The organism is Salinicoccus sp. Marseille-QA3875, from assembly GCF_054950095.1.
On record NZ_CM143103.1, the window covers coordinates 1,706,869 to 1,720,731 of the forward strand.

14 protein-coding genes are annotated in these 13,863 nt (G+C 42.4%); 11 read left to right on the top strand and 3 right to left on the bottom strand.

The genetic code is table 11. The features are described from left to right. Positions 1-23: 23 nt before the first annotated feature. Positions 24-986, bottom strand: coding sequence for an LCP family glycopolymer transferase (locus tag ACY8DT_RS08775; protein ID WP_462419931.1), 963 nt, complete (start codon positions 984-986; stop codon positions 24-26). A 128-nt stretch (positions 987-1,114) separates the two neighbouring features. Here ACY8DT_RS08775 and ACY8DT_RS08780 point away from each other — a divergent pair, with 128 nt between their 5' ends. Next, positions 1,115-2,173 carry a glycosyltransferase family 4 protein gene (locus ACY8DT_RS08780; protein ID WP_462419932.1) on the top strand — a complete coding sequence of 353 codons (1,059 nt, stop codon included), beginning with the start codon at positions 1,115-1,117 and terminating at the stop codon, positions 2,171-2,173. On the opposite strand, the gene ACY8DT_RS08785 is transcribed toward ACY8DT_RS08780, so the two are convergent. Then, positions 2,170-2,649: a hypothetical protein gene (locus ACY8DT_RS08785; RefSeq protein ID WP_462419933.1), complete on the bottom strand. Its 480-nt coding sequence runs from the start codon at positions 2,647-2,649 to the stop codon at positions 2,170-2,172. The genes ACY8DT_RS08780 and ACY8DT_RS08785 overlap by 4 nt on opposite strands. 17 nt (positions 2,650-2,666) lie before the next feature. Continuing rightward, entirely contained in the window at positions 2,667-3,284 is a 618-nt protein-coding gene (locus ACY8DT_RS08790; protein WP_462422250.1) for a YigZ family protein, read from the bottom strand. A 112-nt stretch (positions 3,285-3,396) separates the two neighbouring features. Here ACY8DT_RS08790 and fakB point away from each other — a divergent pair, with 112 nt between their 5' ends. The 10 genes from fakB (at position 3,397) to ACY8DT_RS08840 (ending at position 13,799) form a co-directional block, all read left to right on the top strand. Continuing rightward, positions 3,397-4,266, top strand: a complete 870-nt coding sequence (gene fakB / locus ACY8DT_RS08795; RefSeq protein ID WP_462419934.1) for a fatty acid kinase binding subunit FakB — start codon at positions 3,397-3,399, stop codon at positions 4,264-4,266. A gap of 67 nt (positions 4,267-4,333) precedes the next feature. Then, positions 4,334-5,584: a DEAD/DEAH box helicase family protein gene (locus tag ACY8DT_RS08800; protein ID WP_462419935.1), complete on the top strand. Its 1,251-nt coding sequence runs from the start codon at positions 4,334-4,336 to the stop codon at positions 5,582-5,584. A 197-nt stretch (positions 5,585-5,781) separates the two neighbouring features. Continuing rightward, positions 5,782-6,255: a ComF family protein gene (locus tag ACY8DT_RS08805; RefSeq protein WP_462419936.1), complete on the top strand. Its 474-nt coding sequence runs from the start codon at positions 5,782-5,784 to the stop codon at positions 6,253-6,255. A 55-nt stretch (positions 6,256-6,310) separates the two neighbouring features. Beyond that, positions 6,311-6,871, top strand: a complete 561-nt coding sequence (hpf, locus tag ACY8DT_RS08810) for a ribosome hibernation-promoting factor, HPF/YfiA family (RefSeq protein WP_462419937.1) — start codon at positions 6,311-6,313, stop codon at positions 6,869-6,871. Between the two features lie 160 nt (positions 6,872-7,031). Beyond that, on the top strand, positions 7,032-9,557 hold the full coding sequence (gene secA / locus ACY8DT_RS08815; RefSeq protein ID WP_462419938.1) for a preprotein translocase subunit SecA: 2,526 nt from the start codon (positions 7,032-7,034) through the stop codon (positions 9,555-9,557). Positions 9,558-9,571: 14 nt separating this feature from the next. Beyond that, positions 9,572-10,673 (top strand): peptide chain release factor 2 gene (prfB, locus tag ACY8DT_RS08820; protein WP_462419939.1). Its coding sequence is split into 2 segments (ribosomal slippage): positions 9,572-9,643 and positions 9,645-10,673, totalling 1,101 coding nucleotides; the frame shifts between segments, so codons are not numbered across the junction. 799 nt (positions 10,674-11,472) lie between these two features. After that, positions 11,473-12,177 (top strand): C40 family peptidase, encoded by a 705-nt coding sequence (locus ACY8DT_RS08825; RefSeq protein WP_462419940.1) that lies wholly within the window; start codon positions 11,473-11,475, stop codon positions 12,175-12,177. Positions 12,178-12,331: 154 nt separating this feature from the next. Continuing rightward, positions 12,332-12,919, top strand: a complete 588-nt coding sequence (locus ACY8DT_RS08830) for a TlpA family protein disulfide reductase (protein ID WP_462419941.1) — start codon at positions 12,332-12,334, stop codon at positions 12,917-12,919. A 1-nt stretch (position 12,920) separates the two neighbouring features. Beyond that, positions 12,921-13,559, top strand: coding sequence for a YfbR-like 5'-deoxynucleotidase (locus tag ACY8DT_RS08835; protein WP_462419942.1), 639 nt, complete (start codon positions 12,921-12,923; stop codon positions 13,557-13,559). Positions 13,560-13,562: 3 nt separating this feature from the next. Then, on the top strand, positions 13,563-13,799 hold the full coding sequence (locus tag ACY8DT_RS08840; protein WP_052255690.1) for a DUF2198 family protein: 237 nt from the start codon (positions 13,563-13,565) through the stop codon (positions 13,797-13,799). Positions 13,800-13,863 lie beyond the last annotated feature (64 nt).

A 13,863-nucleotide genomic window follows, 5' to 3' on the forward strand; every position in this document is an offset into this window, starting at 1 on the left:
TCAGAAATATATTGTCACTTGATTTATTCTTCTATTTCAAGATTCCCCTTCAGTTCAGAAGTGACTTCGTTATATGACGCTTCATCAGGGAAGAAGTAATACAATCCGTCATCCTGTGAACGTTCGTCATAACCTTCAAGCAGCAAACGGTCCAGATTTTCAGCCGGATCCTGATAGGTTGAACGGAGTTTATTCATTTCATTAAACTGGATGTTGGTACGGATATTTTCGCCAAGCACGTCTAAAATGGAATTGAAATTGGTTACTGTCTGAACACTCATCAGTTCATCTGCGATGCTTTGTACCACCTGCTGCTGTCTCTGCTGACGTCCTGAGTCACCACCGGAGCCCGGGTCGTATCTTGCTCTTGAGAATGCAAGGGCCATATCGCCGTCCATTTCGTATGTTTCTCCAGCCTGGAATGAGTACTCGGATTGTTCAAAAGTGTCTTCGCTTGTGACTGAAATGCCCCCGACTTCATCTATGATGTTTTTAAATCCGTCCATATTGATGGAGACGAAGTAGTCAAGCGGTACATCTAAAAAGTTTTCAACTGTATCTTTTGCCATTACCGGTCCGCCGTATGCATAAGCATGATTGATTTTCTCAGTGGAATCACGGCCGGCAATTTCTGCCTGTGTATCCCTCGGAATACTTACGATGTTGCCTTCACCGGTATCAGGATTCAGAGTGACGACCATGATCGTATCTGAGCGCCGGCCTCTCATATCTTCATTACGGGCCTGGTCATCGTCTGTGCCGAATAATACTACTGATATAGGGTCGCCGTCGCTGATTTCAACTTCAGTCTGTCTGAGGTTGGACTGTGAGCTTTCAAATTCATCGTCGTACATATTATTTGCTGTACTTCTAAGCTGGAAGTATACATATGCCATTATTCCACCTACAATAAGGATGAACACTAATAGTAGAACGATCATGACGGTGAATACGGGATGCAACCCTTTGCGCCTGTTTTGTCTCATAAATTTAACTCCTTTGTTTGATTGATATAATTATACAATGAAAAGAACTTTATTTAAATAAGATTCAATTCGATTTCATATTTTGAATGTGATATATTAAATTGAAAATATAATGAACGGTGATGGGTATGTATACATTCTTTTTACTCCTGATGTCATTTATGATATCACTTATTTTAACCCCTATATTCATATGGCTGGCAAAAAAGCTGGGATTTGTAGACCATCCGAATTTGCGCAAGGTCCATAAAATGCCTGTTCCGCATCTTGGGGGCGTTGCGATTTTAATTTCATTCATAATCGGTGTCCTTGTATCACGGCCGATAGAAATAGAATTCAAACCTATCATCATCGGCGGTATTCTGATTGTTCTTCTGGGACTGATCGATGACAAATTTGATCTCAAACCCATCTTTAAATTGATTGGACAAATATTAGTGACGCTTGTTCCCATCTATTATGGAATTGTCATAGACAGAATTACACCGTTTGGTATTGAAATAGAGTTCGGTATCTTTTCGGTTCCGATAACGGTACTGTGGATGGCGGCCATCATCAATGCCATTAACTTCATAGACGGTCTGGACGGCCTGGCAACCGGCGTGTCGATCATCGCACTTTCAAGCATTGCATTCATAACGATCCTTCAGGGTGATATATTCGTCATGATGATCTGCGTAATACTGATCGGTTCATGTGCAGGGTTCCTGGTGTACAACTTTAATCCGGCTAAAATATTTCTTGGTGATAATGGAGCAATGCTCCTCGGTTTCGTCATCAGCGTCGTTTCCCTGATGGGCTTTAAAAACATTACGCTGCTCTCTTTATTTTTCCCGGTCATCATTTTAAGTGTACCGATACTGGATATGCTGTTTGCAATATTCCGCAGGTACCGGAAGAAAGTATCCATCGTCAGTGCGGATAAAAGTCATATCCACCATAAACTGCAGAGCCTGGGTTACACACATGTAGAAAGTGTCATCCTGATATATTTCATGGCGCTGCTCTATGCGGGTGCCAGCATCATTCTCTTCCTGTCCACGGTGCCGGGCGCAATCATCATTTCGTCACTATTGATCCTTACGACAGTGATCATCGTTGAAGTGACCGATCTGACCGATAATAATAAAAAGCCGGTGCTCAATTTCCTGCGTAAAATGGTGCATAAAATTGTTTCTGTAAACTAGGATGCCAGATGCAGGGCGACGAGAATGAACAGCGACAGGCCAAGCCGTCTGTGCAGATTCCTGGTCATCAGATCGTGACGGATCAGCAGGCTGTACCATCCGGACAGGACTAGAGCAAGCATGGTCAAAGCCGCGAGCAGTCCCGTCAAAATTTTCATGTTTGTCAGATCAAAGTTATACAGATAAAGAACGGCTGTACCGTGCAGCACTATGAAAATGATAGATAATGTCCCCGTCCATCTGTGATAGGGCATTATTTTTTTTGAGAATTTTGCCAAACGGATTTTCTTCTGCCTGTCTTTAGTATTGCGAATGGTCGCGAAGACCGCATTCCGCGTCCAATTGAATATGAAGAATATAAAACCGGTGAAGCCGAAGAGAAAATGATAGTAAGTCGTATGGACTGCCAGGCTTTCGATTACATTCCATAAAGCCCAGATCAAAAGTGCACCATTCAGTAAAAACCATATGCTCATCATGAACCTCCCGATGTTTATGCCAGTACATTTTCAGAAGTCACTTCATCACCCTGCACCAGATTGTGGGTGCCCTGTGTAATTTCACTGATCAATTGCGTCAGTGCATCCGCCTCTTCTTTCGGTGTATGGACGGTGTATGTGACTTTGTCAGTATATGCAGTATCTTTTATCGTGTGGGGACTTGCCGTGAGCACATGCTCAAATTTACTTGTGTAAGTATAGTCCATCGTGATTTGAAAAGGTATCATGGCGACTTCATATACCTTGCCTGCACTTTGGACGACTTCGCTGGCCGAACTTGAATATGCGCGGATCAGGCCGCCGGCGCCAAGTTTTATGCCCCCGAAATATCGTGTGACGACAACAGTGACATTATACAGCAGTTCCCGCTTTAACACTTCAAGAATGGGAACGCCTGCAGTGCCCGACGGTTCTCCGTCGTCATCCGCCTTTTGTATGAGGGCGCTTTTCCCGATGATATAGGCGCTGCAGTTGTGCGTGGCATCTTTGTGTCTATTTTTAATTTCCGAAATGAACGCCTTGGCTTCTTCTTCGGTATCTGTTCTTTTTATATATCCGATGAACCTTGATTTGTTAATGACTGACTCTTCAGTTTTTGTATGACGGTTCATATACTTCTGTTCCACAAAATATCACCTCTTAAAAATATAGTAACACATAGACTTTACACAATGAATTTAGTAAGATATTCATGAGTGTGTTGGTTTGAATGGAGGATGCTAAATGAAGACAGCGGTCATTACAGATTCAACGGCGTACCTGCCTGATGAATTGCTGGAAAAATATGAGATATTTACAATCCCATTGAGTGTTGTTATGGGCGATGAAACATACAGAGAAAACGTGGATATTACCACGGATGAGTTTTTTGAAAAGATGGCGGCTATGGATACTTTACCGACGACCAGCCAGCCGTCGATCGGCGATTATATATTATTGCTTGAGTCGCTGTACCGTGACGGTTATACGGATGTAATCAGTTTTCATCTTTCCGCTAAAATCAGCGGGACATACCAGAGTGCAGTATCCGCAGGCGAAAACGTCGAAGGGATAAATGTACATGTGATCGACAGCGAAGTGGCTGCTTATGTTCAGGGGTTTCTCGCTCTGTATGCGGCACAGAACAAAGATAAGCTGAGTCTGGAAGAGATAGTCGAAAATGTCGAAGAGATGAAAAAGAAGGAAAATACAAATGCCTACTTTATCGTGGACACTTTGACGAACCTGCAAAAAGGCGGGCGTCTGTCGAATGCCCAGGCGCTTGTCGGCAGTCTTTTGAAAGTGAAGCCGATACTTGATTTCAAAGACGGTATGATCGTTCCATATGAGAAGGTCAGGACGAAGAAGAAAGCCAAGAAAAAAGTTCAGGAAGTTTTCGGCAAGGAAATTGAAGAGCATCAGGATAAAAACATTACAGCGGTCATCATTCACAGCAATGCAGAAGAAGAGGGCCGTGAATGGAAAAAGGAAATGGAGTCACTGTATCCGCATGTGACGTTCACACTGAGCTACTTCGGACCGGTGATTGCCACTCATCTGGGTGAGGGGGCGCTTGGTCTCGGTTATACAACATTTGATGTAGAAGTTGAGTAAATAAAAAATAAATAAAATGATAATGGACGCAGCTTATTTGCTGCGTCTTTTTTTATGGGGGATGAAGATGTATTTTAACAGCAAAGGAGAAGTTGTTTATAAAGAATCGGGAGTGGACATGGTTAAAAATATATGCTACCGGTGCCATAACAGGGATAAAAAACTGTTTTATGAATTTTATTCAGAATTGTACGGACAGACTGTCAAATACTGCCTGAACTGTATCGGCCTCGGCCGTGTGGACAGTATGACGCCGCTTCGGGGGACAGAAACACGCCGTAAAAAAGAAAAATGTGATTATGAACTGAACTTCCAACTGACAGATATTCAAAGGGAAGCTTCAAAAAAAGTCGTTTCTGCAGTCAAGGGCCGCCGTAACCTGCTGCTTCATGCAGTCACCGGCGCGGGCAAGACAGAAATCATTTTTGAAGGGATAAAATATGCGAGGGAACATGGTCTGAATGTAGCCGTCGTCAGTCCCAGAATTGATGTAGTCAAGGAAGTCCATCTCAGACTCGGTGATGCATTCAGAAAAAGCCGGATCGATTTGATGTTCGCAGGTGTCAAAGTGAAGTTTGAGCATCATTTCACTGTATGCACGGTCCATCAACTGTATAATTTTCATAGTCATTTTGACTGTATCATCGTTGATGAATATGATGCATTTCCCCTCGCGGATGATAAGCATCTGCTCGGGGCGATTGATAAGGCGGGTACAGCTGACGGGAATACCATCATCATGACCGCAACACCCACCAGAAAGATGATGAAGTATGTCGGGGAGGGGAATATATTTCAGATCACCCGGCGGTATCACGGCCAGGATCTGACCGTCCCGTTGATTCATTACGGCAATGTCAATAAGGAAACCGGACGGCAGAAACTGAATGGAAAGCTGAAGCGGCTGCTGCAGACGATTACAGATGAGGACAGGCGGGTGCTGGTCTTCTTCCCGGAAATAAAAATGATGTATGCCGCTTATCCTCTGATATTAAAATATTTCGAAGATGTTGAAACAGTTTACAGCGGTGATGGAGAAAGATATTCAAAAGTCGGGCGCATGCGGGAAGGCAGCATTAAAATACTGCTGACTACAACCATTTTAGAAAGAGGCGTCACCTTCAAAGATCTGGATGTCATCGTCGTCCATACTGAATATTTTCCATCAGACACATTGATTCAGATCTGCGGGCGTGTGGGCAGGAAACCTCAGGACCCGGCGGGGAACGTCCATTTCATCACCTTGTATAATACGCATCATATCCAAAAGACGGTGCGGACGATCAAAGCATTCAACAAAGGGAGCGCTGTCATATGATCTGTCTGTACTGCCACGGGAAAATAGAAGACGAGCTCAACTTGCTGAATATATTTTCTGCGCGGAAAAAGATTTGTGAAAGTTGTCATTCCAGGCTCACCGAGTGGAGGAGCGGACAGAGGTGCGGACGCTGCCGGAAAATTATGGACAGCGGAGAAAAGGACTGCAAAGACTGTATTTTCATCAGTCGGAAGTTTATGCCTGTCCGTAATATCAGATGTCTGCTGGATTATAACAGTGAAGTGAGAATGATGATGCACCGGTATAAATTTGTAAGAGACGTCGCACTTGCAGAAGTGATTGCGGGGTTTATTGATATAAAGGAATGGCAGTATGATCATATCGTGCCGATTCCGGTTTCGGATTACCGGATGCAGGAGAGGGGCTTCAATCAGATAACAGAAGTATTGAAGCATTCGGGGACGTCCTATACGGAACTTCTGGCGACAGATAAGATCAAATTGCAGTCAGAGCTCTCTAAATCTGAAAGAATGAACAGTGATAATCCTTTTTCTTTTGACGCGGGGCATAAGGATGTTAAGATACTTGATAAACGAATATTGATTGTGGATGATATATACACAACAGGTATTACTGTTCATCATGCGGCTGAAACCATAATGCAGCGGAATCCGGAATATGTTGATGTGTTAACGTTTTCAAAAGCGTGATTGGATATGATATAATAAAAATGAATAGAAATAGCAATATAAGGAGGCGTGCATCATGATAAGATGTGAAATCAGAGGAGAAAACATTGAAGTAACGGATGCAATCAGAACCCATATCGAGGATAAAGTCAGCAAATTGGAACGTTATTTCAATGATGCACTAAACACTCATGCGCATGTAAATATTAAGACTTACAACAATAAGAAGGGGAAAGTTGAAATCACCATCCCTATGAAGAACCTTACTTTACGCGCAGAAGAAAGCCACGATGATTTATATGCAGCTGTAGATCTCATTGTAGATAAACTGGAAAGACAGATCCGCAAGCATAAAACAAAAATCAATCGTAAGTTCAGAGAAAAAGATCCTGAAATAGAGCTGTTCAGAGCGATTGAAAACGAGAAATCCGACGAAGGAGAAGAACAGAATGACGATGGCATTGAAATCGTCCGTACAAAAGAATTCACTTTAAAACCGATGGATTCTGAAGAAGCGGTACTGCAGATGAACATGCTGGGGCATGATTTCTTCGTATTCAACGATCGTTATACTGAGGGGACAAGCATAGTTTACAGACGCAGAGACGGTAAATATGCAGTGATCGAAACAAATTAAAGGTGCAAAACAATTAAATTATATTGATGAAATTTAAAAAGTGGCAGGACGTGCAACCTTCTGGATATGAAGATGTGCGTCCTGTTTTTATTTTTACAAAAAAAGTGGTAAAATTATGTGATGTATTAATACTTGTTTAAAGAATGAGGAGAGAGCTATCGTGGGCGTATTAAACAAATTATTTGATGGCAATCGGTTTGAAGTAAAGTCATTGCGTAAGCAGGCTGAAAAAGTTGATAGTTATCGATCTGACATGATGGAGCTGAATGATGCAGAGCTTCAGGCTAAAACTGATGAATTCAAAGAACGTCTCCAAGGCGTTGAAGATGATGATAAAAAAGAAGCGAAAATACTGGATGAAATGTTACCGGAAGCATTTGCCGTAGCCAGAGAGGCTTCAAGAAGAACTTTGGGTCTTGAACCGTACCTGGTCCAGATCATGGGCGGCATCTCATTGCATAAGGGCGATATTTCAGAGATGAAAACCGGTGAAGGTAAGACTTTGACAGCAGTTCTGCCTGTATATTTGAATGCTTTAACCGGTAAGGGTGTTCACGTCATTACAGTGAACGAATATTTATCCGCGACTCAGATGGAAGAGATGTCGGTGCTTTACAACTTCCTGGGCCTGACGGTCGGTTTAAACCTGAACCAGAAGAACAGTGAAGAAAAACGTGAAGCATTTGCTCAGGATGTGACTTATACAACTAATAATGAACTGGGCTTCGATTATTTAAGAGACAATATGGTAACTTACAAAAAAGACCGTGTACTCCGTGAATTAAATTATGCAATCATTGATGAAGTCGACTCGATCTTAATTGACGAAGCGAGAACACCGTTGATCATTTCAGGAAAAGCGGATCAGTCGGATACTCAATACCTTCAGGCAAATGCATTTGTCAAAATGCTTAAAATAGATGACGACTTCACATATGATGTGAAAACTAAAGGCATCCAGCTGACCGAAGACGGTATCGGAAAATCTGAGAAATGGTTCCAAATTGACAACTTGTTCGATGTGAAGCATGTAAACCTACTGCACCATATCAACCAGGCATTGAAAGCCCACTTCTCAATGGAAAAAGATGTGGATTATGTCATCGAAGAGGAAAAAGTCGTCATCGTCGATCAGTTTACGGGACGTACAATGAAGGGACGCCGGTTTTCGGATGGACTGCATCAGGCGATTGAAGCCAAAGAAGGTGTGGATATTCAAAATGAATCCAGAACGATGGCATCGATCACTTTCCAGAATTTCTTCAGACAGTTTAAAAAACTGGCCGGCATGACAGGTACAGCGAAGACCGAGGAAGAAGAGTTCATCAACATTTATAATATGAAAGTCACTCAAATTCCAACAAATGTGCCGATTGCCCGTGAAGACCGGACAGATAAGATTTTTTCAAGCAAGGATTTCAAGTTCAACGCGGTCATCGAGGAAGTCGTTGAAAGACACAGAAACGGCCAGCCGATCCTGATTGGTACCGTAGCCGTCGAGACCAGTGAGCTGATTTCCGAGTTCCTTCGTAAAAGGGGCATACGGCATAATGTACTGAATGCGAAGAACCACGAAAGAGAAGCCGAGATCATCCAGAACGCCGGTAAAAAAGGCGCGGTCACGATCGCGACGAACATGGCCGGCCGTGGTACGGACATCAAACTGGGTGAAGGCGTCAAAGAAGCGGGCGGCCTTGCGGTCATCGGTACCGAACGTCATGAATCACGCCGTATCGATGATCAGCTCCGTGGACGTGCAGGACGTCAGGGGGATGTCGGCGTCAGTACATTCTATCTGTCGCTTGAAGACGATCTGATGAGACGTTTCGGTTCGGAGCGTATTCAAAGCACGATGAACCGTTTCGGTATGTCCGGTGAAGAACTGACTTCCAAAATGATATCAAGAGCGGTGGAATCATCACAGAAGCGTGTTGAAGGGAACAACTTCGATGCACGTAAACGCTTATTGCAGTATGACGATGTACAAAGGCGCCAGAGGGAAATCATCTATCAGGAACGTAACGACATCATAGATAATGAAGATGTGCGGGACCAGTTGATGGGAATGATCGAGTCCTCAGTTGAACGCACAGTCGAATTTTATAATATTGACGATTCAGAGCATATTGATTATGAACAATTCATCAATACGATCAACGATCTTTATTTCCGGGAAGGTACGGTGACGGTTGAAGAAATTCAGCACAGGGAATCAGAAGAAATTTTTGAAATTTTAATGGACAAAGTGAATCAGGAACTCGAATTGAAAGAAGAGAAGCTCGGCGAAGAGAAGATGCGCCTGTTCGAACGTATGATGATGCTCAGGACGATGGACAGGAAATGGGTAGAGCATATTGACAGCATGGACCAGTTGCGGACAGGAATCCACCTTCGTTCCTACGGTCAGATCAACCCGCTCCGTGAGTACCAGAATGAAGGACTTCAGATGTTTGAGGATATGCTGGTTGCGATAGAAGATGACACGGCTAAATATGTTCTTAAGACGGAAGTGAAGTCTGATGAAGAGTTGAAACGTGAACAGGTAATAGATAAAAAAGAAATGCAGACAGGCGACGGCAAAGCCAAAGTGAAAAAAGCGCCGAAGAAGCGCGAAGTGAGAGTCGGCCGTAATGACCCATGCCCTTGCGGTTCAGGGAAAAAATATAAAAACTGTCATGGCAGCTAAAGGAGTATGATGTAATGGAACTATCAGATATTAAGAACTTTATTGAAGCGAAAAAGGAAAAACTAAAAGACTTCAGGGGGTCTCTTTGACTTAGAAGATATGGAAACCCAGATTCATGAAAATGAAGATAAGATGGTCCAGCCCGAGTTCTGGAATGACCCGGAAGAAGCACAGAAAGTAATCGACAGTAACAATCATTTAAAGAAAATCGTGGACGGCTTTAATGACCTGAAGGATTCAATCGATGATATTGAAGTATCTCTTGAATTGTTGAAAGAAGAAGACGATGAAGATATGCAGGAAATGATTGATGAAAATGTCAAAGAAACAGAAGAGAAGTTTGATGAGTATGAATTGAATATCCTTCTCAATGATGAGCACGATTATCTGGATGCAGTACTTGAACTCCATCCGGGAGCCGGTGGTACAGAAAGTCAGGACTGGGCAGAAATGCTGCTCAGAATGTATCAGAGATACTCAGAACAGCAGGATTTCAAGATTGAGACGATGGACTATCAGGCCGGGGATGAAGCAGGAGTTAAAAGCGTCACCCTGTCAATAAAAGGACCGAACGCCTATGGTCTGTTAAAGGCTGAAAAAGGCGTACACCGTCTGGTGAGAATATCACCATTTGATTCATCCGGCCGCAGACATACGTCATTCGTATCATGTGAAGTGACACCGCAGTTCGACAATGACGAAATTTCAATAGAAGTGAAAAGTGAAGATATCAGTGTCGACACATACCGTTCCAGCGGAGCCGGTGGTCAGCACGTCAACACCTCAGACTCCGCAGTGCGGATTACACACCATGACACAGGCATAGTTGTGACATGTCAGAATGAACGTTCACAGATTAAAAACCGCGAACAGGCGATGAAAATGCTGAAATCAAAACTGTATCAGAAAGAGCTGGAAAAACAGCAGGCAGAAATTGATGCAGTAAAAGGAGAACAGAAAGAAATCGGCTGGGGTTCCCAGATCCGTTCATATGTTTTCCATCCATACTCAATGATCAAAGATCACCGAACGAATTACGAAGTCGGAAATACCAGCAAAGTTATGGACGGCGACCTCAATCCATTTATAGAAGCATATTTAAGAGAAAATATATAAAGTTTTGAGAGAGGCACCTGTGGAGGTGTCTCTTTTTGTGTCTTTTCGGATAGGGGAGCTGTTTTTTATTCAGCTGTTTAGTTAGGTAATATATTGATGCCATCTGCACAGCTGACTGTCCCAAACGTTTAGTTAGAGATAATTCCTGTCTCATTTGCACAGCTGACTGCCCCAAACGTTTAGTTAGGTGATATTTTGATGCTATCTGCACAGCTGACTGCCCTCAGCCGTTTAGTTAGAGATGATTATTGCCCTATCTGCACAGCTGACTGCCCCAAACGTTTAGTTAGAGACAATTCCTGGCTCATCTGCACAGCAAAGAGCCTCTGCCGGTTAGATGACGATGAAAAATACTCCAAATAAACGTCAAAGTGTTGAAACTCGTCCAACACTTTGACATTTAACACTACAACACAATAATAACTACACAGTTAACATTCAATGGCCGCAGACTCATTAAAAACAATCTGTCAGTGCTGTCAATACAGTGAAGAGAATCATGAAAATCAGAGCAGCATCTAAATTTCCTCAATAAATTCATTTGTAATATTCATGAGATATAAATGTGTCTAAACTCATTTAAACATTGATATGACAATGATTAACCATGTAATATAACTTGTCATATATTACATGATCACCATTCAAATTTCGTTTATTTTACAATCTCTTTACATTGCCCACAAACAAAAAAATCTGTGCTATAGTTCTATTCATGGATTTAACAAATTGTGTACGGCCCATCAGTTACCGTACAAAAAACAATATTGTTATGTATTTATTAGGAGGAAATTTTATTATGAAAAAGACTTTACTATCAGTAGCAACTGTTACAGCTTTAACAGGAATCGCTTCTGCAAATATATCAGCAAATGAATATGTACCGGAAGATGTACAGCAAAACCATGATTATACTTATAACTATGATACAAATGGTGACAATTATTCTTACTACTGGTATTACGGCGACACGGACGGCAGCCAGTATGCGAATGAGTACTCTCTGGATGAAACAGCTTCAGCACCTGCTTCAACAACACAATCTGCACCTGCAGTAAATGAAGCTCCGGCTGTAGAAGAAGTTCAAGCTCCAGCAGTACAGCAGTCACAAAATACTACAGACGTTCAAGCGCCTGCAGTAACTGAAGCTCCTGCAGCAAGCAATGGTAATGCTGCAGCTACAGCTCACAACGTAGCAGCTGGCAAATCATATGTATGGGGCGGCAACTCTGCAACAGCAGTTGACTGTTCAGCGCTTACTCAGCAGTTCATGAAACAGTACAAAGGAATCGATATTCCAAGAACTGTTGCGGGTCAGCAGGCAGCTGGTACGCAGGTAAGCAACCCTCAGGCTGGTGACCTTGTAGTATTCAACGGCGGAACTCACGTTGGCATCTACATCGGTAACGGCCAGATGGTAGATGCACTCAACCCTTCTGAGCACGTCGGCGAACGTTCTGTAAGCTACGTAAACGGTTCAGTAGACGGTTACTACAGATATTAATATATAGTTGATAAATAAAATGATTATATTCCAATTCCTGGGGCAACAGCTCCAGGAATTTTTTGATGCCATAAACTTTCCGTTATTGAATCATGTTTCACACCTGAACCTATGTTAAAATAACGGCAATAACTATACTGAGGAAGTTGAAAAGATGACTAAGAAACGAGTGCTGGTTTTATTATTGATAGCAGCGGCCGCTCTTCTGACCGGTGCGGCAATCGGTGCGGTGCTGAATTACTCGGATGATCAGTTTGAAGAGCAGGCACTTCAGACTCTGCAGTCGACAGAAGGCAGGGATAATCATCATGCTGTAGGTGAAAATATTCTAAAGGGCAACCTCACCGAGGTTATGAATGCAAACGAAGAGTTTAATGATATTATAGGTAATAACGAGGTCACTGTAGTGAACTTTTTCGCTTCATGGTGTGAACCATGTAAACGTGAGACCCCGGCGCTTAACGAATATCATCAGGAACACATGGATGAACCGATTGATATTATCGGTGTCAACATAAGTGACAGCAGGGAAAACAGGAACCATTTTTTAGAAGAGTATGAAGTGGAGTATCCGATTTTTGAATTTGAAGATGAGGACCAGGCACTTGATGACTATAAGATCCAGCTCATGCCGACGACGTTCTTTGTCGACAGCGAAGGCGAAGTCATCAGAGCTTATATAGGAGAAGTATCGCCTGAACTGGTAACCAACTATATCAATTATGTTAAGGAGGCATCCTGAGATGGGTGTACATCAGTATTTCAAAAGCTTGAATGATTTAGAAAAGTTAATACGCTGTCCGGGAAAATTTAAATATCAGGAACATAATGTTGCGGCACACTCTTTCAAAGTGACTAAAATTGCACAGTATTTCGGTACGGTGGAGGAACACAGCGGCACGGATATCGACTGGAAAAGTCTATATGAGAAGGCGCTGAACCATGACTACCCTGAAATTTTTACAGGGGACATCAAAACTCCTGTCAAATACGCTTCGAGTGAGCTCAACACTCTTTTCCGTGAAGTGGAAGAGACGATGACGGTCAAGTTCATAGAAGAAGAATTTCCGGAGGAATATCATAAAGAGTATAAGAGGCGCCTGAAAGAGGGCAAGGATGATTCGATTGAAGGACAGATTCTTTCCGTGGCGGATAAAGTCGATCTGCTGTATGAATCGTTCGGTGAAATACAAAAGAGGAATCCTGAGAAACTGTTCTTTGAAATGTATGAGAATTCATTGATTACGATAAAACAGTACTCACATCTTGCATGTGTACAGGATTTCATGCACAATATTCTAACCGAAATGCTGAAGGAGCCCTTTATTCCAAAAACTGAACTGATGGATATTACGGAATCAATCATTAGCAAGGAGTTATAAGCCATGGATTTGTACTGGTTGATGATGGCTTTGGTTGTTCCTGCAGTAACAGTGGTGGTCTTTGCCAGATTGACACGGAACAAATATGTTGCGGTGATACTGACCTTCATATTATACGGCGTGTCGATATACAGAGGCTTTTATAACTCGGAATGGGTCATTTATCTGGATGCAATCTCACTGGTTATCGGTTATATATTAGTTGAATTATACAATATAGATCAAGTTGAAGAAGAGTAGAAATGACCGAACAAATGTTTGTCGTCACTGCTCTTTTTTTGTTAAAATAAGATAGATGAATAAT